This is a genomic window from Lysinibacillus zambalensis, assembly GCF_040183165.1.
Classification (GTDB): Bacteria; Bacillota; Bacilli; order Bacillales_A; family Planococcaceae; genus Lysinibacillus; species Lysinibacillus zambalensis.
Genome location: NZ_JBEGDG010000037.1, coordinates 1 through 21,638, shown reverse-complemented (window position 1 = coordinate 21,638; position 21,638 = coordinate 1). Strand labels below are relative to the sequence as shown.

21 protein-coding genes are annotated in these 21,638 nt (G+C 37.9%); 11 read left to right on the top strand and 10 right to left on the bottom strand.

Annotated elements, in window-relative coordinates; genetic code table 11:
- Positions 1-231: 231 nt before the first annotated feature.
- A complete protein-coding gene (locus tag ABNX05_RS24925; RefSeq protein ID WP_349662154.1) occupies positions 232-582 on the bottom strand; it encodes a hypothetical protein in 351 nt (116 codons plus the stop codon).
- A gap of 60 nt (positions 583-642) precedes the next feature.
- Between ABNX05_RS24925 and ABNX05_RS24920 the strand changes: the two genes are divergently transcribed.
- Entirely contained in the window at positions 643-1,545 is a 903-nt protein-coding gene (locus ABNX05_RS24920) for a S66 peptidase family protein (protein WP_349662153.1), read from the top strand.
- Between the two features lie 49 nt (positions 1,546-1,594).
- On the opposite strand, the gene ABNX05_RS24915 is transcribed toward ABNX05_RS24920, so the two are convergent.
- Complete coding sequence (locus ABNX05_RS24915) at positions 1,595-3,181, bottom strand: catalase (protein ID WP_349662152.1); 1,587 nt, start codon at positions 3,179-3,181, stop codon at positions 1,595-1,597.
- Between the two features lie 238 nt (positions 3,182-3,419).
- On the opposite strand from ABNX05_RS24915, the gene ABNX05_RS24910 reads away from it, so the two are divergent.
- Together ABNX05_RS24910 and ABNX05_RS24905 are read left to right on the top strand one after the other, a co-directional pair.
- Entirely contained in the window at positions 3,420-3,572 is a 153-nt protein-coding gene (locus ABNX05_RS24910) for a hypothetical protein (RefSeq protein WP_349662151.1), read from the top strand.
- 757 nt (positions 3,573-4,329) lie between these two features.
- Entirely contained in the window at positions 4,330-4,992 is a 663-nt protein-coding gene (locus ABNX05_RS24905) for a hypothetical protein (protein WP_349662150.1), read from the top strand.
- Positions 4,993-5,089: 97 nt separating this feature from the next.
- On the opposite strand, the gene ABNX05_RS24900 is transcribed toward ABNX05_RS24905, so the two are convergent.
- Both ABNX05_RS24900 and ABNX05_RS24895 read right to left on the bottom strand, forming a co-directional pair.
- The gene (locus ABNX05_RS24900; protein WP_349662167.1) at positions 5,090-5,599 is read right to left on the bottom strand and encodes a hypothetical protein; all 510 of its coding nucleotides are present in this window, start codon (positions 5,597-5,599) and stop codon (positions 5,090-5,092) included.
- Positions 5,600-5,613: 14 nt separating this feature from the next.
- The gene (locus ABNX05_RS24895; protein WP_349662149.1) at positions 5,614-6,303 is read right to left on the bottom strand and encodes a B3/B4 domain-containing protein; all 690 of its coding nucleotides are present in this window, start codon (positions 6,301-6,303) and stop codon (positions 5,614-5,616) included.
- Positions 6,304-6,362: 59 nt separating this feature from the next.
- Between ABNX05_RS24895 and queG the strand changes: the two genes are divergently transcribed.
- Both queG and trmL read left to right on the top strand, forming a co-directional pair.
- Complete coding sequence (gene queG / locus ABNX05_RS24890; RefSeq protein WP_349662148.1) at positions 6,363-7,493, top strand: tRNA epoxyqueuosine(34) reductase QueG; 1,131 nt, start codon at positions 6,363-6,365, stop codon at positions 7,491-7,493.
- 14 nt (positions 7,494-7,507) lie between these two features.
- On the top strand, positions 7,508-7,981 hold the full coding sequence (gene trmL / locus ABNX05_RS24885; RefSeq protein ID WP_349662147.1) for a tRNA (uridine(34)/cytosine(34)/5-carboxymethylaminomethyluridine(34)-2'-O)-methyltransferase TrmL: 474 nt from the start codon (positions 7,508-7,510) through the stop codon (positions 7,979-7,981).
- Between the two features lie 76 nt (positions 7,982-8,057).
- Here trmL and ABNX05_RS24880 read toward each other — a convergent pair whose 3' ends face one another.
- On the bottom strand, positions 8,058-8,903 hold the full coding sequence (locus ABNX05_RS24880; protein WP_349662146.1) for a VOC family protein: 846 nt from the start codon (positions 8,901-8,903) through the stop codon (positions 8,058-8,060).
- Positions 8,904-9,441: 538 nt separating this feature from the next.
- Between ABNX05_RS24880 and ABNX05_RS24875 the strand changes: the two genes are divergently transcribed.
- On the top strand, positions 9,442-9,618 hold the full coding sequence (locus ABNX05_RS24875) for a hypothetical protein (RefSeq protein WP_170939047.1): 177 nt from the start codon (positions 9,442-9,444) through the stop codon (positions 9,616-9,618).
- A gap of 84 nt (positions 9,619-9,702) precedes the next feature.
- A complete protein-coding gene (locus tag ABNX05_RS24870) occupies positions 9,703-10,533 on the top strand; it encodes an aldo/keto reductase (protein ID WP_349662145.1) in 831 nt (276 codons plus the stop codon).
- 50 nt (positions 10,534-10,583) lie between these two features.
- Here the strand turns inward: ABNX05_RS24870 and ABNX05_RS24865 are convergent, their stop codons facing one another.
- The 3 genes from ABNX05_RS24865 to ABNX05_RS24855 all read right to left on the bottom strand — a co-directional run bounded on the left by ABNX05_RS24865 (position 10,584) and on the right by ABNX05_RS24855 (position 14,345).
- Positions 10,584-12,761: a 5'-nucleotidase C-terminal domain-containing protein gene (locus ABNX05_RS24865; protein ID WP_349662144.1), complete on the bottom strand. Its 2,178-nt coding sequence runs from the start codon at positions 12,759-12,761 to the stop codon at positions 10,584-10,586.
- 264 nt (positions 12,762-13,025) lie between these two features.
- The gene (locus tag ABNX05_RS24860) at positions 13,026-13,865 is read right to left on the bottom strand and encodes an RluA family pseudouridine synthase (protein ID WP_079563297.1); all 840 of its coding nucleotides are present in this window, start codon (positions 13,863-13,865) and stop codon (positions 13,026-13,028) included.
- 54 nt (positions 13,866-13,919) lie between these two features.
- A complete protein-coding gene (locus ABNX05_RS24855) occupies positions 13,920-14,345 on the bottom strand; it encodes a disulfide formation protein C (protein WP_349662143.1) in 426 nt (141 codons plus the stop codon).
- Positions 14,346-14,538: 193 nt separating this feature from the next.
- Here ABNX05_RS24855 and ABNX05_RS24850 point away from each other — a divergent pair, with 193 nt between their 5' ends.
- The 4 genes from ABNX05_RS24850 to ABNX05_RS24835 all read left to right on the top strand — a co-directional run bounded on the left by ABNX05_RS24850 (position 14,539) and on the right by ABNX05_RS24835 (position 18,255).
- Positions 14,539-15,654 carry a GAF domain-containing sensor histidine kinase gene (locus tag ABNX05_RS24850; RefSeq protein WP_349662142.1) on the top strand — a complete coding sequence of 372 codons (1,116 nt, stop codon included), beginning with the start codon at positions 14,539-14,541 and terminating at the stop codon, positions 15,652-15,654.
- A 12-nt stretch (positions 15,655-15,666) separates the two neighbouring features.
- Positions 15,667-16,314 (top strand): response regulator, encoded by a 648-nt coding sequence (locus ABNX05_RS24845; RefSeq protein WP_349662141.1) that lies wholly within the window; start codon positions 15,667-15,669, stop codon positions 16,312-16,314.
- A gap of 209 nt (positions 16,315-16,523) precedes the next feature.
- On the top strand, positions 16,524-17,438 hold the full coding sequence (locus tag ABNX05_RS24840) for a helix-turn-helix transcriptional regulator (RefSeq protein WP_349662140.1): 915 nt from the start codon (positions 16,524-16,526) through the stop codon (positions 17,436-17,438).
- Positions 17,439-17,511: 73 nt separating this feature from the next.
- Entirely contained in the window at positions 17,512-18,255 is a 744-nt protein-coding gene (locus tag ABNX05_RS24835) for an effector binding domain-containing protein (RefSeq protein WP_349662139.1), read from the top strand.
- A gap of 68 nt (positions 18,256-18,323) precedes the next feature.
- On the opposite strand, the gene ABNX05_RS24830 is transcribed toward ABNX05_RS24835, so the two are convergent.
- Together ABNX05_RS24830 and ABNX05_RS24825 are read right to left on the bottom strand one after the other, a co-directional pair.
- Complete coding sequence (locus tag ABNX05_RS24830) at positions 18,324-19,232, bottom strand: cation diffusion facilitator family transporter (protein WP_349662138.1); 909 nt, start codon at positions 19,230-19,232, stop codon at positions 18,324-18,326.
- 289 nt (positions 19,233-19,521) lie between these two features.
- Entirely contained in the window at positions 19,522-20,859 is a 1,338-nt protein-coding gene (locus tag ABNX05_RS24825; protein ID WP_349662137.1) for a hemolysin family protein, read from the bottom strand.
- Positions 20,860-21,638 lie beyond the last annotated feature (779 nt).

Genomic DNA, 21,638 nt, shown 5'->3' with positions numbered 1-21,638 from the left:
GAAGTCTGCGCTTATTTTTTTGAATTCGAAGGGACGGGGATAGGAACCAGAGCGATGGAAAGAAGAGTCAAGGAGAAGGATAGAAATGATGGCGACGGAAAGAAGTTCCAAAGCGACGGATAGAAAAGCGAGAGCGACGGATAGAAGAGCACAAGTGACGGATAGAAATCAGAGTGACGGAAAGAAGAGCACAAGTGACGGAAAGAGGGGCCGAAGCGACGGAAAGAAGAGTCAAGAAGACGGATAGAAATGAGGGTGACGGAAAGAAAGGCGAGGGTGACGGAAAGAAGGGCCAAAGCGACGGATAGAAAGGCGAGAGCGACGGAAAGAAGAGCACAAGTGACGGATAGAATCAGAGTGACGGAAAGAAAGGCGAGGGTGACGGAAAGAAGGGCCAAAGCGACGGATAGAAAGGCGAGAGAGACGGATAGAATCGATAAAGCGATGGATAGAGAAGCCCAAGCCGTGGATAGAATCGCCAAGATCGTGGATAGAACCTCCGCAGAGACGGATAGAATTAGAAACAAAAAAAGGTGGGTATTCACCCGGACATTTAAAGATTTTAGGCACTAGCTTCGCCACTAATCAATGCTACAATATTATCTATATGCTAGAATGAGAAAAACAATAGGAGGGGTTAGGGTGAAAAGCACCGTACCACATTTAGAAAAGGGCGATACAGTTGGTCTTGTGGCTTTATCAAGTCAAGTAGAGCCCGAAAAACTAGGAGATGCAATAGCCTTTCTTGAAGAGTTAGGTCTTAACTATATAATTGGGGATACGATTCAGGCAAAGCACGATTATCTGGCAGGTAGTGATGAGGAGCGTCTGGCTGACTTTCATGAGATGGTGAGAAATCCAGAGGTGAAGGCAATTTTTTGTGTTAAGGGGGGCTATGGTTCTGCACGAATTGCGGAAAAGATTGACTACGGACTACTAGAGGAAAATCCGAAAATCTTCTGGGGCTTCTCTGATCTTACATATTTACATTGTGCGATTAATGAATATGCTGATTTAGTGACGTTTCATGGACCGCTCCTTATGTCAGTAGATAGAATAGATGATGTATCAAAGAAAATGTTTTTACAGTTATTTTCACCGATGGAGTTACAGTATACGGAGGATATTGCGCCGTTAACAACGATTGCACCTGGTGTTGCTCGTGGCCAGATTATTGGTGGCAATTTACGTCGTCTTGTTAACACATTAGGTACTAAATTTGAAGTGCGCACGGAAGGTCGAATTTTATTGATTGAGGAGCTAGCGGAGACGATTCCTCATATTGATTCTATGCTACAGCAATTAAAACAAGCGAGAAAGCTTGAGCAATTAGTAGGTGTTATGATTGGTTCCTTTACACAAACTGAAGCGGATGAAGCGGCACTAATGACTTTAATGAAGGACTATTTTTCGGATTTAGGCGTTCCAGTTGTAGCAGGCTTTAAAATCGGCCATGAAGCAACGAATATTGCTATTCCATTAGGAGTAGATGCCATTTTAGATGCACAGGAAAAGGTATTGAAGATTTTGCCTGGTGTGCATTAAAAGAACGCTCAGCACTTTATATTGTGCTGAGCGTTTTACTGTAAGGTTATTAATAAGGCTCTGCGTTATGACCTTTATCCACAGCGTCTTTAGGCGCTTTATCACCATCAATATTGCCAAGTGGCTTTGATGAAGAAGAATCATTCTGAGCTTTTTGCAACCCTTCTTTTAACAAGCGACCATACTCCTCGTCTGCTTCCTCCGCTAATGCGACCATCGCCTCTTGAATGGCAATATTACAGACAGCTAAATCACGAATTAAGTTTTCAAGCAGTTCATCTCGCTCCCATTGCTCAAAATTGCGATAGGTTTCTCCAGCTTGCTTCGTATTACTTTGACGATCAATGGATTCACGAACGAGATTGCCTTCCACATGTGGTGTATGTTCCTTAGCCGTTTGGGTAGCTTCCTTTAACCCATTTAACATCGAAGGTTCATAGTTAATATGAGGATTTTGTCCAGGAGCTAAATCACGCTTATACATCATTTGACCACCATTTTGATTGGTTGCTACTCGTTTTTTAGGAGCATTGATAGGAAGTTGTAAATAGTTTGCACCTACACGATGACGCTGTGTATCAGAGTAAGAGAAAGTACGACCTTGTAGCATTTTATCGTCCGAGAAATCCAATCCGTCCACAAGCACACCTGTACCGAAAGCAGCTTGTTCAACCTCAGCAAAATAATCTTCTGGATTTTTATTTAACACTATCTTACCAACGGGATACCACGGGAATTGATCATTAGGCCAAAGCTTCGTATCATCTAATGGATCAAAATCAAGCTCTGGATGTGGATCGTCCTCCATAATTTGGACGTTAAGCTCCCATTCAGGATAATCACCGTTTTCAATTGCATCGTATAAATCCTGTGTGGCATGATTAAAGTTTTTCTTTTGGATATCTTCCGCTTCTTTTTGTGTCAAGTTTTTAATGCCCTGTAAAGGTTCCCAATGATACTTTACAAGTACTGCTTTACCTTCACTATTGACCCATTTATACGTGTTAACGCCGGAGCCTTGCATCATTCGATAATTAGCCGGAATACCCCATGGTGAATAAATGAATGTCACCATATGGAAGGATTCTGGTGAGCTTGCACAGAAATCAAAAAAACGTTCAACGTCCTGAATATTTGTAATCGGATCAGGCTTAAAGGCGTGAATCATATCAGGGAATTTCATAGCATCGCGGATAAAGAAAATTTTTAAATTATTGCCGACTAAATCCCAGTTACCATCCTCAGTATAAAACTTTACAGCAAAGCCTCGTGGATCTCGTAATGTTTCTGGTGAATGGCCACCATGAATAACTGTTGAGAAGCGCACAAAAACAGGTGTCTGCTTACCCTTCTCCTGAAATACTTTTGCCCTTGTATACTTAGAAATAGGATCATCCCCGACAACACCGTATGTCTCAAAATAGCCATGTGCCCCTGCACCTCGAGCATGAACAACACGCTCAGGAACTCGTTCGCGGTCAAAGTGACTTATTTTTTCTATAAAATCATAGTTTTCAAGGGTTGCAGGTCCTCGATTACTAACAGTTCGTATATTTTGATTGTTAGTAATAGGGTGCCCTTGTCGATTTGTCAAAGTCATGTCATGCTCGTCTGTCGAATCATGTTGTTTTGTCATTGTATAACCCCTTTCTTTTGATATAGCCATTCTGTCCATATTAGGGGGCAAATAGACATGAAAAAAACTCTCCTGCACATGAGATGAATGAGAGTCAACGAAAGTGAATTATCAAAATATGATTAAAAACTTGAAAATGTTGATTTTGACTCTGTTTATATTCATGTTAGTATTACAGCTATATTAGGAGCATTAGATACTGCAGGTTTTGATAATTACTTTTATGGGGGTGTACATTTTGTCAATAACGTTTGTATTTTCAATTGCGATAACGGGATTAGGTATAGCGATTTATACAATCTCACAATCTGATACTTTAAAGAAAAAGGTATTGCAATTAGAAGGAGAAATAAAAGAGTTAAGCGATATAGTAAAAAAGAGCGAGAAATAACATTGGCTTCTTTCTTCATTAAAGAATTATATGCGAATGAAAAAAGCCCTCCCACACACAAGGTGTAAGAGAGCTATTGGATGGCGTTTTCGAATGATTTATTAAGTTTACAGGTATGGCCATTGCTTATAGTTGGTTATTAGTCATTGGTCATACAGTAACAGGTAACTTGTCATTGGTTTCGTTTAAGTTAGCTCCAAAAAGCTAGTTTTGAAAACAGCACATCCAATTCGATATGAAGTCTCATCGACTCCATAACCTATTGTATACATTTCCTTATGATATGAAAAGCTCTGATTTATCGGACGTACTGTAAGTCGTTACTAAATAAATTACAAACTCTAATAACGAGCAAAAGCTCATGTTTGTTACAAATTTCCGAAAGAGTATCAGTGACATGTTGTAGAAAAATGTCAAAATTATTTCATGTTTGAATTCGTTTATTCCTGTACATACTTTTCCGATTCTTTATAGTCTTAACCTTGATATATAAGGCTTTATTGATTTTTAATAGATGTTTCCTTCGGTGCATTCGAGCGTATGTTTTAACTATTTTAATGTATAACAAAAAGTTTTTATTTTACCGAAATGTCGAAAAATGGCGAATGATAACTATGGTAATATACATACATTTTTGTAAGAATTGTAATAAGAGGATGTTAAATAGAAATTTAAGTATTTATTTTACTATAATTCTATTTCATTGAATCTAGTAAAGTATATTTTTATGGATATGCATTCGGAGGGAATAACGGTAATGAAAAAAGTTTTATTATTACTACTAGCAGTTATGCTAGTTGGATGTTCCGGAGAGGGAACAGAGAAGAAAAAAGAGGCAGATGTAAAAAAAGAAGATGTTGTAGAGAAAGAACCAGCTGAGGAAAAGAAAGTCGTTCCTGTAAAATTTGAAGAGGTTGATCCTGAATCAAAGGCTGCGGTAGAAAAGCTTGTTAAAAAATACAATGTCAGAGTTGATATATATAAACAGGATCCAGTAGACGGAATGGAAATAGCAAAAATTCCAGAACCAATAACTAGTGATCTGAATAAAGAGGAAAATATTTTCTCACAAGTCTTATTGGATACTGATTTTATAAAACATAAGGGTCATTATAAGATAGACGCTAGATATAATGAAGATAAAAAAATAATTGGATATTATATTTCTATAGAAGGAATCCCTGCAACTGAATTAAGTGAAGAGGGAGAAGAATGGGCAGAAGGAATCCTATCCTCTATGGCAATTGCTTGGGGACTAGGATTGGATATAGATAAATTTGACGAAGAAAGTGATATAGCTCTTGACGAGGAGAAACCTACTTATACATATACTGATCCTAATACTAAGACTAATGTAACTTTTCTTTTTGCTGATTGGGATTTAGGGAAATTTGAAATCAAATATGATTTAAGTAAGTAAAACAAAAAGCATCCAAAGCTGCACTCCAATTGATAAACTCAATTGGAGGTGCAGTTCAAAAAAGGATGCTTTTTTATTGCAGTATTTTACGATTTGATTAGAAATAACGAGAATCATCAAAGTTGATTTCAACACTATAATTCTTTGCATTGATAAGATTCGATAATTTATGTGCATCTTTTTCTAGTGTAATAGCACGTTCACGATACTCATCTGGCTCATACATAGCAATTTCATAAAGCATTGTAGTTTCACCATAACCCATGCGTACACTTTCTTTTTCATGCATACTAAACTCCTTGCAAAGCTCGATATCTGCGCGGAGTTGTGTAGCGAGTTCAATCGCTTCAACTAATGCTAGTTTTTCTCCTTTAAAGTCTACTGAGTTTTTTATATTTGCTTCATATACTAAACGATCTAATGTACGAACATCGAGACGTACTTGAGCCAATTCTGCTTCAATTACGTTCATTGCACGATTACTCGTTTTAGGTGCTTGTCCTTTTTCAACAGTTACAAAAGCGCTACGTTCTAATTCGCCAATAAGCTCCTGAACTTTTTTTCCTAAAATACTCTTTAGCTTAACTGCTTCTGCAAGATTAATTATGAATACACGTCCTTTTACAGTGTTGTAGATGGTGCTGCGTTTGTTAATAGGGCCATTTTATAATCGCCACCATGAACTTGGTTAAACATCTTACTAGCAGAGGTAAGAAGCTCTTTCGCATTTTCTTCTGATAATGATGGACGAAGGTAAAAAATATGTAGAGCCTCGGTCGTTTCCTCTGAAACAGACGTACGTTTAGAATCGACAAATGGTGACCCAAATGCTCCTTCAGCATCACAGCTATAAAGGATATTTTTTAATGCATTAAAACGACCATTTAAACCTTCATAGCCAGTATCCTCGTTGCCAAGTGCGATTTCTATATTTCCTTTTAGTTCAGCCATATCATATAAGCCTACTGGAATCTCATATTGGAGAGAGAAGAAATTATTTAAATCAACGCCTGAGTGAAGGGGTGTTAAATAATTTTGCTTACTAATTCGGCGCATTAAGCTTTCTGCTGAGTGACGATAGCGGTTTGGATCTGCACCAAGCTCTTTCCATAATTGTCGCCATTCTGCGATACCCTCACGTTGCGTTACAGGACGATCTTGCATTTCTAAAAAAAGGTTTTCCTGATACAATTGCATGCGGCCTTTAATCATTTGAGGGGATTCTGCGACGACAATTTTGGTATAATGAGTAATGCCGATTTTAAGCTTGGGATGTTGTGTCAATAGAGATTGATTAATTGAAATGTCCATAAAACATCACCTACTTTATCTATTTCTATTATTGTACCATGTAAGGAGTTGGGAATAAAATGAACATACATGACCTACAACGTGAATTTGTGGCGTATGCAATGTCCATTGGTGTAGACAAGATTGGCTTTACAACAGCAGCTCCATTTACAGAATTAAAAAATAGACTGCGTCGTCAGCAAGAGCTTGGCTATCAGTCTGGCTTTGAAGAAAGCGATGTTGAAAAACGTACCGAACCCCTACAATTGTTAGAGGGAGCAGAGAGCATTGTGGCGATCGCTGTAGCCTATCCGTCGCGTATGCAAAATGCACCTGTTGGCAAGAAGAGAGCAAGACGCGGGATTTTTTGCCGTGCTTCCTGGGGTGTCGATTATCATACAGCATTACGTGAGCGCTTGAAATTATTATCAGCCTGGCTTGAGGAACGTATAGAAGGTGCACGTATTGAATCAATGGTTGATACGGGGGCACTTGTGGATAGGGCAGTTGCAGACCGTGCTGGGATAGGCTGGAGCGGAAAAAACTGCTCGATTATTACACCTGAGTTCGGTTCATATGTATATTTAGGAGAGCTTATTACGAATATCCCTTTTGCGCCTGATAAGCCTATGGAGGATGAGTGCGGGGATTGCCGTTTATGTTTAGATGTTTGTCCAACAGGCGCGTTAATCGAGGGGGGACAACTAGACTCGCAACGTTGTATAGCCTTTTTAACGCAAACTAAGGGAATGCTACCTGATGAGTTTCGTACCCATATTGGTAATCGTTTGTATGGATGTGATACATGCCAGACTGTATGCCCAAAGAATAAAGGCAAAATTAATTGGATGCATGAGGAATTTAAGCCTGATCCAGAGCTTGCAAAGCCATTACTTGTTCCACTTTTAACGATTTCAAATCGTGACTTTAAAGAAAAGTTTGGACATGTTTCAGGTTCATGGCGGGGGAAAAAGCCAATTCAACGCAATGCTATTTTGGCACTTGCACACTTTAAAGAAGAAGCTGCGGTACCAGATTTAATAGCACTTCTTGAAAAGGATGAACGACCTGTTATTCGGGGAACAGCAGCATGGGCTTTAGGTAAGATAGGCGGGGAGCAGGCCCAATCTGCATTACTTGAGGCAAAAGTAAAAGAACGAGACGAGGAAGTACTCGTTGAAATTGATAAAGGTTTACAATTTTTTAGTTAAGGAAGTGTACCGTTATGCCATTGCATATCGTTTTATATCAACCAGAAATTCCAGCGAATACAGGAAATATTGCACGTACATGTGCTGGAACAAATACTTCATTACATTTAATCCGTCCACTTGGCTTTTCCACGGACGATAAAATGCTAAAACGTGCTGGTTTAGATTACTGGCATAGTGTAAATGTCGTATACCACGATTCACTAGAGGATTTTTTAGAGGCATCCGAAAATGGTGACGTTTATTTAATTGAGACATATAGTGAAGAGCCCTTTACGACACATGATTTTAGTGATAAAGATCGTGATATTTACTTTATGTTTGGAAAAGAAACGACCGGCCTGCCAAAGGATTTTGCGTATGAGCGTCGTGATATGTGCTTACGTATTCCTCAGAGTGAGCATGTTCGTTCACTCAATCTATCGAATACAGCAGCCATTGTTATTTATGAAGCGTTGCGTCAACAAGGATATCCAGGATTACATTAAAAAAGGCAGTTCTCTCATAGAGGAGAACTGCTTTTTTTCGTAAAAATGAATCCAAAAGTGCCGGAAACATCACTTTTTAAAATTTTAATAAAACAACGATACCTGATGGGTCCTCTGTTTGGAAACCTCCATCTATATCAGTAACAGGTGCACCAATTGCACGAAGATTTTCTTTCATTGTTGCTGCTTGCTCTTCATTATCTAGACGCAGTGAAAATGTTTGTAAGCCAACCTGATTTTCACCAAGCTTTGGTGCGTTTTCAGAGTGCCAAGTGTTTAAACCGATATGATGGTGATAGCGGCCAGTTGAGATGAATAAAGCTTGTGCGCCATAGCGAGTGACAATCTCAAATCCTAATCCATTTGTATAAAATTCCTCTGCGGCAGCTAAATTAGATACTGATAAATGAATATGCCCCATAACCGTATCAGCTGGAAGGCCACCCCATCTACCATCGCCTTCCTCTAATATAGAATGGATTTTAAGAGGTTCAGTCACCATATGTACTTGGTCGAAATGCCAAGTCCATTCATTTTCAGGACGATCCGCATAAACCTCAATACCATTATTATCAGGATCATTTAAATAAAGTGCTTCACTGACATCATGGTCAGATGCTCCGAAGTACACGCCGTTGTTATGGAAATGAGTAATGATATTTGCTAAATCACGACGAGTAGGCAATAAAATTGCAAAATGATAAAGTCCAGTTGTTAAGCTCGTTTTTTCTTCTACTGTTTCAGGTTGGACGATTGTCAGTAAAGCTGTTTTACCATCAGCTGTTAAAGTTGCTCTATGTGACTCCTGATGTAAAACTTTAAAACCAATCACCTCCTGATAAAAAGTTAATGAACGTTGTAAATCACTCACTTTAATTTCAACATTTGTGACATATGTGTTAGGTTTTTCATGAAAATGCATAGCCAATTACCTCCAAATAAAAGTTATTATTAATTATCAACTTACTTTATGTAAGTAAGTTTATTTTATAAAGTATAGAAAGTCAAGTAATTATATTGTTTCAAAAAATATGAGAAATAACTAAAGCGGCTATAGGACGCCCCAGGAAAAGCACTCAGTCGGAAATAGAAATCAACTCCTCGCTTTGCCTATGAGCGCAACTTTATTTAATATGACAACTTATTTTCTTTGCGGTAGTAGTTTTACAAAAACAAAAAAATCACTAAGCACATACTTACGCTTAGTGATTTTCTTGAGGTATTATTTTTCTGATCTGTAATCGCCTTCGTAACCAGCAGTGAAAATAGCAGTTAAGAATGCTACAGTTACACCAATAATTAATAATAAACTCATGGAAGTACCCTCCTCATGTTTATAAAGACATCTCTTTTTAGTATAGCCTATCTACTATAAAAATGAAACGACGTAGCGGAATAAAATATGTCAGAAATGGTTCGGAAATAACTATTTAGGGAAAACTATAAGAGAGGTGATGATAATGGAAAAAAAGGTTCCAAACATAGAAAACGGTACAATGGCTAGAAATTTTAAAGATTTACAGGATTTGGGGAAGCAGATGGAGCATTTACGTGACGGTCAAGAGCTTATAGAAGACGATCGAATTCCAGACCCTATCCAAGTGGATGATTATGAAGAGAAAGCAGAAGAACAATAAGTAATTCCCCCGGAAACTTTCCTTATGTTTCTTAAAACCAATTTTTTGTATAATGGAACTAGGAAAAGAAAGGGGTTGTTATTCTTGAATTTACAATCAACAAAAACATTAACAAACGGTGTGGAAATGCCTCGCTTTGGCTTAGGTGTTTATAAAATGACAGAGCGTGATGAGACTTTGCAGGCTATTGATAAAGCTCTTAAATATGGCTACCGAGCTATAGATACTGCTTCGCTTTATGGTAATGAGGCTGAGGTGGGTGAAGCTATTCGTCATTCAGGCGTTAAACGTGAGGATATTTTTGTGACGACAAAGGTTTGGAATAATGACCAAGGTTATGATGAAACATTACGAGCTTTTGAAGTATCTTTGAAAAAGTTAAATATGGACTATTTAGATTTATATTTAACGCATTGGGCAGTTCCAGAAACATTTGAAGAGACGTATAGAGCAATTGAGCGTTTATATGATGAAAAACTAATTCGTGCAACAGGAGTCTCAAATCACCATGAGCACCATTTACAAAAGCTGTTAGCTAAAGCAAATATTGCACCAATGGTCAATCAAGTAGAGGTGCATCCATATTTACAGCAAGATGCATTAAGAGCATATTGTAACGAGCATGGAATTGCTGTTACAGCATGGTCTCCATTAGGTCGCGGTGGTGTGCTTGATAATCCAATGATTATGGAAATTGGTCGCGAAATAGGGAAGACAGCTGCTCAAGTAGTGCTGCGCTGGCATTTACAAAATGATACACTTATTATTCCAAAGTCTGTGACACCAAGTCGTATTGAGGAAAACGCACAGATTTTTGATTTTGAATTAACATTAGCACAAATGGATAAAATAGCTACAGTAAATCGCAATGAACGATTTGGGCAAGACCCAGATAACTTTAAATTTAATTTTTAGTGCAATAGAAATCCCGCTCTCTAATTTGAGATGCGGGATTTTCTAATGTATTATTTAGATTCTTTTACAAAAGGAACGTAGTTAGAAAGCATTTTTGCCATATGTGCACGTGTAGCGTTGTTACCAGGCATAAATTTACCGTTTGCGCCGCTAACAATCTTTAAGTCTTTCAGAAGTGCGATAGCATCTTGTGTTTCAGCGTCGTATTTAGAAATATCACTGAAATCAGCTTTTAAACCTGTTTTTGCGTCATGTTGTAAGTTATAGGCACGAGCGAACATTAATGCAAGTTGAGCACGAGTTACTTTTGCATTAGGATTGAATTTACTACCATTCACACCTTTTACAATTCCAGCTTCAGCAAGTGCTATAATTTCTTTTTGTGTTTCAGCATTTACATTAGCAATATCCGAGAATGTTGCTTGCCCTTTAGCTTCAAGCTTTAAGGCACGTGAGATAAATGATGCAGCTTGAGCACGAGTTAAGTTTGCGTTTGGAGAATAAATTGTTGCAGAAGTACCGTTTGTTAAATCACGGTAATAAAGGTCGCGAACATAGCCTTCTGTTTCTGATCCTTTTACGATATCTGTAAATGGAACTGATGCAATAATACGTCCTTCTACTTTTGCATCAACTTTTTTCAGTGTATTTAAGTGCTCGATAAACATTTCATAGTCAATTGTACCAGGTTCACTTACACGGCCGTCTTCATAAACTTTTTTCAGTGTATCATAGCCGTCTCCACCTTTAGCAGTAAAAGTGTTTGTTGCAGCTTTATAATAGGCTGCTTTATCTAGTTCTTTACCATTTAATTTAATAGATTTTATACGTTTACCAGCAGGTGCTTTTCCATCAAATTCTACTTGTAAACCTGAGAAGTGTAAGAAGCCACCAAACTCTTTAGGGAACTCTTTCACACTATGTTCAGCAATTTCATAGATTTCAGCACCTTTTAATTTTACGATGCCAAGTGCATTACCGAATGGCATGACTGTCATAACTTCGCCAACAGTGATATCTCCTGCATCAATACTTGCGCGGATACCACCACCATTTTGGAAAGCAAATTGTACTTCAGGGTCAATTTTTTTAGCACCAGCAAGCATACCATCAGTAATTAAGTTACCAAGGTTTGTTTCTCCAGCACGAACACCCCAAAGATTACGACCGCCATTTAGCGGTGAAACAGCTGTATTACCTGTTGATTGATTTAATATTTTCGAGATTTTCTCTTTATATGGAGCTAAAAGTGCTGTAGCTTCAGCGTCAGCTTCTACAGGCTTTTCTTTATCATTTAGAGCATGTAATTGACCGAAGTAGTCAACAACAGCACCGTTACTGTCGAATGTTAAGTCTAATTCACCTAAATTTTCGCTATATTGACCTGTTTGAACGATAATTGTAGGGTTCTTAAACGATGTTTCAGCTTTCACAGGCTTGTCTAATTTTGTATGTGTATGACCACCTACGATTACATCAATGCCTTCTACAGCTTTCGCTAGTAATTGATCATTATCCCATTCTACGGAGTCATCGAAGCCTATGTGAGTTAATGCAACAATTTTGTTAACACCTTGTTTTTCAAATTCTGCTACTGCTTTTTTCGCAGAATCGATATAATTCGCAAATTTCACGTTAGCAACGCTTGAAATCGAAGGTGTTTCTTCTGTTGTTAAACTGAAAATACCTACTTTTTCTCCGGCGATTTCTTTAATAATACCGTCATAAATTTTACCGTTTTCAAAGTCTTTAGTGACTGTTTTGAATTGTAAGCCGTCGAATAAAGAATCCTTTGAAAAGTCTAGGTTACTCCCCAATAATGGGAAATCAGCACCCTTAACGAATTTAGCAAGTGCAGCATGTCCTTCTGGGCTTGATCCTAAGTCGAACTCATGGTTACCAAAAGTCATGGCATCATAACCCATTAAGTTCATTAACTTCATATCAGCTTCTCCAGCAAATTCGTTAAAGTATAAAGTACCAGAGAAAACGTCACCAGCATCTAAAAGAAGTGAATTTGCATTTGCAGCACGAAGTTCTTTTACTTTTGTTGCACGCTTTGGAGCATCCTCAGCGTGTGCATGTGTGTCATTTGAGTGTAGAACTGTTAATTTGAAACCATCTTTCGTAGCAGTTGGTGTTGTTTCCGCTGCATGTGCGGCAAAACCGGGTGTAGCTAGTAAACTCGCAACTAGAGTTGTTGCTGCAATACTTTTAACCCATTTCATCAATAAATTCCCCCTTATATTAGTCAGATGACTGATATTTCACTCTAATTCTATCATGAAAGAAATCTATCGTCATTACCAATAATGGAAATGTATATTAAATTTGCTGTAAAAAATAGATGAATAAAATGTAAAATAATATATTTATACTTTTTTAGAATAATAAGGAAGTTATTTTGAAGTAAAGGCTCATTTCCATAACGGAAATCAACTTATATAAAAAAACTGCACCTCCGATTGTTAGCTGGAAGTGCAGTACAACAATTATTTCTCGTCCTTTACAACGATCTGCTTATTTAAAAATGGATGCTCGAATTCCAATTGAATAGCATGAAGCTCGTAATCATCACTTGCCGTTTCTCTTGCTCCATACATTGTATCCCCAATAATCGGATGACCAAGATGTGCTAAATGTACGCGAATTTGATGTGTTCTCCCTGTTTCAAGAATTAGATGAACAACACAAGAGCTTTTATAGCGAGCTACAACTTCATAGTGTGTAACTGCATGTTGTCCAGTTTTAGAAACGACACGTCTTGTTGCATGATGTCGGTCTTTCCCAATTGCTTCAGAAATTGTACCAGATGAAGAACGTAAATTACCTTGCACTTCTGCAGCGTATGTTCGAATAATTGATTTTTCCTCAATCATACGGTCAAAGATTGATTTAGCTAAGGGATGTTTTGCTACAAGTAACAAACCTTGTGTCCCTCTATCTAAACGATGCACATGCTCCGCATAAGTGCCGCCTTGCTGTTTAATATGGGCCATAACATGATTCATACAAGTATGAGTATCACGCTCATCATTTGGATGTGTCGACATGCCTTTTGGTTTAGAAACGATCAAACAATGGTCATCCTCATAGACGACATCAATTGCACAAACCGGTGTCGGTTGATAATTGGATGTCGGAATCGGGAATGTAAATTTTATGATTGTTCCTACTTGTAGTGGGTCTTTCCACTGAATAGGCTCTCCATCAACAGTTGTGATAGCTTTCGCCATTCTTAGTTCATGGACTAGCTTTTTGCCGAGTCGCCAATGATTGCGCAATAGGTCCTCGACTGTCAAATCATTCGTATTTATTTCATAGTGAAACATATATCTTCCTCCGTAGAAAAGACCGTATTCCAATTGTAGAACACGGTCTAGAAATTAATTTGCTGCTTTAGCAGCCTTCATTACATAGAAGCTTGCCCCTGCAATTAAAATAAATGCAGTTAACGCTAAAAATGGGATTGTGATAAAACCTAACCAGTTGATATATTGACCAGTACATGAAACAGGACCACAAGAAGGTGCGGTTTCAGCTAAAAAACTAAGCTTTTGAATACCATAATGATAAAGTGATATACTGCCTCCCATAATGGCAAAAACAGCAGTTGTTACAGCAATACGTGCATTTTTTTGGATAAAGGCAATCGTTGTCATAATGACAATTGGATACATGAAAATTCGTTGGTACCAGCACAATTTGCAAGGTTCATAATGACGGATTTCTGAAAAGTATAAGGAACCCAATGTTGCAACGACAGAGACAATCCAAATAAATAATAAGCCATTCTCTACTTTTTTAGACATATAAGTTCTCTCCTTAGTATAACCATGTACTTGTTCGATTATAGTTGTTCTAGTTTTATATGTAAATTAACTTACCCAAAATAAGGTATATTCTTATGAAAAATTTCAGTCTAAAGTATGAATGGCTTAGGCAGACGTTCCAGACTTTGAAATGTTATCATTAAATTAGCAATGCCAAAGAAGAGGTGTTTTTGTGAGGGAGAATGATCATTCCAATATTGGTATTTTAAAAGAGATTGCAGAGTTATTAAACGAAGAAACTGAAATTGTGTCGATGTTAAAAGGAGCACTTGTGAAATTTTTAAATGGCACAAATTTTGAAACAGGCTGGATTTTTTTTATCGATGAAAAAGGGCGATCAGAGCTTGTTGTCCATGTCAATTTACCAGAGGCTTTGGAGTATAAAAATTGTCATTATTTAAAAAAGGGAGGCTGTTGGTGTGTTTCCCGCTATCGTAATGAGGAATTAAAGAAAGCCTCTAATATTATTGAATGTCAACGTATCGAAAGTGCAATTGATGCAAATGTTGGTGACCATGAAGGCATCACACATCATGCAACGGTTCCGCTTCAATCAGGGCAAGAGCGTTTTGGTGTCCTAAATGTTGCTTCAAAGGATACCGTGCGTTTTTCAGAGGAAGAGCTAGCATTACTTGAATCGGTTGCATTTCAGATGGGATCGGCCATTAAGCGTATTTTACTGACAAAGCAGGAGCAGGAAATGGCACTTGTGAAGGAGCGCAATCGTCTAGCCCGAGATCTACACGATTCTGTCAATCAGCTACTTTTTTCGGTTACATTAACGGCGAGAGCTGGTATTGAAATGACAAACGAGTGTGATGTGAAGGAAACGTTTAAGGAAATTCAACACTTAACACAGGATGCCTTAACAGAAATGCGTGCTCTCATTTGGCAGCTCCGTCCAAAAGGATTAGAAAATGGTTTACTTGAAGCGATCAAAGTGTATGCTGAAATGCTTGGCTTAAAGCTTCATGTAACGGTCTCAGGTGTACTGCAATTCCCATCGCGTATCGAAGAAACATTATTTCGGGTAGCCCAAGAAGCACTTAATAATGTTCGTCGTCATGCCGGGGTTCTGGAGGCTGCACTTTATATTACGGTTACTTCTACAGATATTTTACTTGTTATTCGTGATGAAGGACGAGGCTTCGTCATCGATCATAACACGAAGCTACTTTCGATAGGCTTGCAATCCATAAAGGATCGTGCAAAATCAGTTGGTGGGAAAGCTGACTGGGTTAGTGAAATTGGCAAAGGAACAGAGCTGTTAATCCGCTTGCCATATTAGGGGGGGAAGAGTATGATACGTGTTTTAATCGCAGATGATCATCATGTAGTACGTCGGGGATTATTGTTTTTCTTAAAAACACAGAAAGATATTGAAGTTGTAGGAGAAGCAAAAAATGGACTAGAGGCAGTAGCATTAGCGGAAAGTATACAGCCAGATATTATACTCATGGACTTGGTAATGCCTGAAATGGATGGTATTCAGGCAACAAAGCGCATTAAAGCTAAGTTTCCGCAAATAGAAATTCTAATGCTGACAAGCTTTTCAGATCGTGATCATGTGGTACCAGCTATGGAGGCAGGAGCTGCAGGCTATCAGTTAAAAGATATTGAGCCTGATGAGTTGGTATTGTCCATTTGTCGTATTATGCGAGGAGAAAATACATTACATCCAGAAGCAACAACGACTCTAGAAATGGACCGTCAAGAATCGAAAAATGCACCTCATGTTTTAAATCCGCTAACACCTCGTGAACAGGATGTGCTTGCAGAGCTTACTAAAGGGAAAAGTAATCGAGAGATTGCGTCCTCTTTATTCGTGACAGAAAAAACAGTGAAAACTCATATTTCTAATATTTTTACGAAGCTACAGGTACAGGATCGTACTCAAGCGGCTCTTTATGCTGTGAAGCACGGACTGACAGAGGGTAGCGGTGTTTAAAAGATAATAAATGTAAACGGCGTGTTTCTACAAATTGTAGCAACTCGCCTTTTTTGTATAGGAAGGTGTGGAATGTGACTCGGGAAGCGCCGATGATAAGTACTTAGGTTGTTTTTTCTTATATTGTAAATATAATTGAATAAGGATTTGGAAGTTAAACGATGTAATTAGCAATGAGGGAATAGGGTTTAGAGTAAAGGAGTACAAGTATGAAATTAGAGCGGCTTTTAACGATGACGATGATTTTAATAAATCGTAAAAAGGTGACAGCCCAGGAGCTTGCCGATTTATTTAATGTGTCAGTGCGTACTATTTATCGAGATATTGAAACATTGAGCTGTGCAGGGGTTCCTGTTATTAGCCAGCAAGGTGTTCATGGTGGAATTAGTTTGATCGATGGCTATCGTGTTGATAAGCAAGTGTTGACGAAGGAGGAGCTTACATCACTTTCTATTGCCATTAAAAGTGCACTAACAACATACGAGGATTCACATGCCGAAGCAGTACTTGAAAAATTAACAGGTGTTGCGGATGAGGAAGTAAAACAATCGATTGATCAACTATTTATTGACCTTAGTCCTTGGGGACCAAATGTTATTTTCAAGGAACAAATTACTTTATTAAAGAAAGCAATTGAACGCGAGCATTGTGTAAGCTTTACGTATTCTACTACACATGGTCATATAACAAAGCGGTTATTAGAGCCGCATACTATAGTACAAAAGGGAAAAGTTTGGTATGTTTATGGCTATTGCACATTGAGAGAAGATTTTCGCTTATTTAAAATTTCAAGAATGAAGGATATACAAGAAGAGATGACGATTTTCCGGCGCAGGGAAGTCAACTTATCTGAACTCCCATGGGATAAAGAGTGGCACCATCCTCAAAATGTAGTAAACCTTACGTTATCTTTCGATTGTGCCATAACGACATTAGTAGAAGAATCATTTGGCGCTGAGCATGTAGATAGTGAAAGTTCTACTATCAACATTGCATTGCCTGAGGACGAATGGCTATACGGATTTCTTCTTAGCTTTGGCCATCGCCTAAAAGTTTTAGAACCACCTCATATACGTGAAATTGTATTAATGCGAGCAAAAGAAATTGTAGCGTTGTATAAATAAAATGAATTGATGACATACAGTTGTCAGGTTTCCTTTGTTATAGTCATTACAAACAGGACGAAGGGTGGATGTAATGATGCAAAGTTATTGTCAAAGCTGTGGAATGCCATTAGTGGATGAGGCATTATTTGGTACGGAAAAAGAAGGGAATAAAAGTGAGGACTATTGCACTTATTGTTATGAAGTAGGAGAGTTCAAACAGTCAAATTTAACAGTTGAAGAAATGATCGAAATTTGTGTCCCACATTTAAAGGAAGATGGTATGGCGGAAGAGGATGCACGCCAAATGTTGACGTCATTTTTACCAAGCTTAAAGAGATGGAGAAAGCATGATCTACAAGAACCAGTTGTGATGAATAAAAAATCATTTCAAATTGTAGGAATTTCAGCGCGAACAAGCAATGCAAATGAAATTACCGTTCAAGCAAAAATCCCACAATTATGGTCGGATTTTTATCAGCAAAATGTTGTAGGGCAGGTAGCTAATGCAGTAAATCAAGTAACGTATGGCTTGTATTCTGATTATGAAACGGATGTTAACGGAGAATATTCCATTACACTTGGGCTGGAAGTAGTTGCTGCCGACGAAATTCCTGAAGGTATGGTTGTAAAAACAGTGCCAGCTGCTAAATACTTAGTTTTCACTTCTGATAAAGGCCCATTTGAAGAAGTTGTCGTAAAAGCATGGCAGGATGTCTGGGCTTGGTTTGCAAGCTCAGATGTAGAGCGAACATACACAGGTGACTTTGAAATGTACGATGAACGATGTGCCAACCCTAAAGAAGCTCAGGTCGATATTTATATTGCCATTAAATAATATATACAAATTAAACCTCCTATCAATGATAAATAGGAGGTTTCTTTGTTTATATAGTCTCCAACCAATCAATTGGTAGGAGACTTGTCGTCATTTGCTAGAGGATTTACTTCTATTTCAGGCTCAATATGCACGAGTACCTGACAGAAGGGATTTTCAGAAGTAACGGTTTTTTCAATCTCTTCTGTGATTCGATGACTTTCAAAGACATTTAAGTAAGGATCAACAGTCACTGTTACGTCTATAAAATACATATTGCCGTGAGCCCGACCCTTAAAGTCCAAGAGCTCGATTACTCCGTCAACATTACGAATTAAAACGGATAATGTTTCAACTTCTTCAACATCAAAGGCATCTGTGAGGCTTTGAACTGCCTCCCAAAAGATTTCTACAGCTGTTTTAATAATAAGAAGTGCGACGAGTAGAGCTGTTATTGTATCGATAATGGGGAAGCCAAAAATAGCGCCAAAAATCCCAATTGCTGTACCGATACTAACAAGGGCATCTGAGCGATTATCATAGGCTGCAGCCTTAACAGCAGCGCTTTTTATTTTTTTGGATAGTGCCAAATTATAGCGATACACGATATACATCACAACTGCACTGCCGATTGCCACAAAGGCTGTTAATAATGATGGTGCTGTGCCAGTTGGCTCCCATAGACTTTTTAGCGAATTGATGAGTACTTGTAAGCCAACAATTAGCATAATAAACGAAGCAACAAGTGAAGCAACGGTTTCAGCACGTAAATGTCCGTATTGGTGATTAGAGTCAGGTGGCATTTGAGCAATCCGTAATCCAATTAATACCGCAATGGATGCGATAATATCAGTGGTATTGTTAAGTCCATCTGCTTTTAGTGCTTCTGATGTTCCGATGTAGCCAATCGTCAGTTTTAAAGAGCTTAATATTAGATACGTACCAATAGATAACCAGGCACCTTTTTCCCCTTGACGTAAATTTGTATAGAGCTCCATTTTGTTTCCTCCTAGCAAAACTTTATGGCATTATAAAACGACTCCCTTCTCGTGTAAGGGAGTCGTTTTTTGCGTAAATATTTATTTTACTTCAGTAGAAGCTCTTGCCATTATAGGCTGTGAGCAAAATATTAGTTTTATACTTGATTAAACAATCACGACATCAATCATACCACTGCAATTAACCTCTTTCAGCGGTTGTCCAAACATCCGCTGAAAGAGTGGAATTCAGGTTTTGTGTATGTACAAAGCCGAATCCAATGCGATTATGCCAATGCGTAATTGATTTTTAGTCATTTACTTCACCGTTGTCATTTGATAAATCACGTTCAGGTAATTTCAGAACTTCTAAGTATAAAATGTGGTGACCATCTAATTCTTTTGCGATAAATTCATAACCTTGTTCTTCAATACTGTCTCCTTCGACCGCATCAAAGCGTTTCGTCATGAACCAACCACCGATTGTATCAATATCATCATCTTCTATGTCAGTACCTAGCATATCATTAACACTTTCAACTAGCATCTTCGCATCTAAAATAAAGTGATTTTCTGCAATTTCCTGAACCTCTGGAATTTCATCTTCATCGAACTCATCTTGAATGTCGCCGACAATTTCCTCAATAATATCCTCAATCGTAACTAGACCAGATGTTCCGCCATATTCATCCATTAAAATGGCCATATGAATGCGTTCACGCTGTATTTTTAGTAATAATTCGTTAATTTGCGTTGTTTCCATTACGCGAATAATTGGCTGCATATAGTCAATCACTGGTTTATCGCCATTTGCTGGGTCTTTAATGTAGGCGGTTAATAAGTGCTTCATATTGACTAAGCCGATAATATGGTCTTTGTCACCATCGATAATTGGGTAACGGGTATATTGCTCAACGCCCATTAAATCGAAAACTTCTCTAATCGTAAGTTCTTTTTCAATGCCGACGATTTCAGTACGTGGGACCATGATTTCTTTTGCAAGACGATCAGAGAACTCAAAAATACTATTTACATATTCATATTCTGAAGTATTAATTTCTCCACCTTTTAAACTATCCGACAAAATCATACGTAACTCTTCTTCCGTATGGGCCACTTCTGATTCTGACATCATTTTCAAGCCGAAAAGGCCAGTTAAGCCACGTGCAGATCCGTTTAAAAGCTTAATGATTGGATACGTAATATTGTGGAATAATACTAATGGGCCAGCAAGGTTTAATGTTACAAATTCTGCTTTTTGGATGGCAAGTGTTTTTGGCGCCAATTCCCCTATTACTACATGCATAAACGTTACAATTGAGAATGCAAGTATAAATGAAAGGACAGTAGTAATACTTTCACTCAAATTTAGAAATTCAAACACTGGATTCAAGATAATTTTAAATGTAGGTTCACCAAGCCAACCTAGACCTAAAGCAGTGATCGTTATACCTAATTGACATGCAGATAAGTATTCATCTAAATCTGAAACTACACGTTTTGCATTTTTTGCTTTTTTATTGCCTTCTGCAAGCAATTGATCAATACGCGTAGTCCTTACTTTAACGATTGCAAATTCTGTTGCAACGAAAAATCCTGTCATTATTATTAGTAGGGCAAATGCCACCAACCTTATGGTTATTTCCATTATGTCTCCGTCCAAATAATTCCTTTGTTCCCGCCCGAATGAGGGAAGGAAGCAAAGTGTACACCTCCTATGATTTAAAAAATTGTTGAATGATTTAATCATAAAATATTTACATGCAAAACACAAATATTGACAACAACTTTTTTTAGTTAATTTTCTCATGAAATATAAAAAATATATAATTTCAAACACCAAAAGATTGAAAATAAAAATTTGTTATGCTAACTTTAAATGTAGCAAAGAAGATAGTTTGTTTAGAGAAAGAAGCATTTACATCTCATATAAAACGACACGTCAAAAATCTCAAGAGTGCATACTTGCGGATTTTTTTAAATGAATTATTTTTAATAGCAACAAAAACGGAGCCATCTCATGCAAATGAGGTGGCTTCTTTGTATTATAGAAAAATAAAATAGTCAAGGAAATCTATGTGGATGTTAATGCGAAATAGACTTATAAAAGTGACGAGGTTGTACATTTGTTGTTGCCACCGCTACGATAGCACTGCACTTTCGCATAATAAAACATTATCGTTGCTTCGTTTTATCATTATAAACTAGAGTGCCATGTGTGGAAATACATGCTTAGTAAAGAGGTTGATTGGAGTGGAGGCGGGGCGACTCCTTGGGGATCACAATCGAGGAACGAAGTCTAATAGCATCACATCCTGTGATAACGCCTTCGTGACCAACATCGTGCTGTTGCTGTTGCTGTCGCTGCGCTTTCGCACAAACAAAACCAAAACCTGCTGCCGCTACGTTGCACTCACGCTTTCGCGC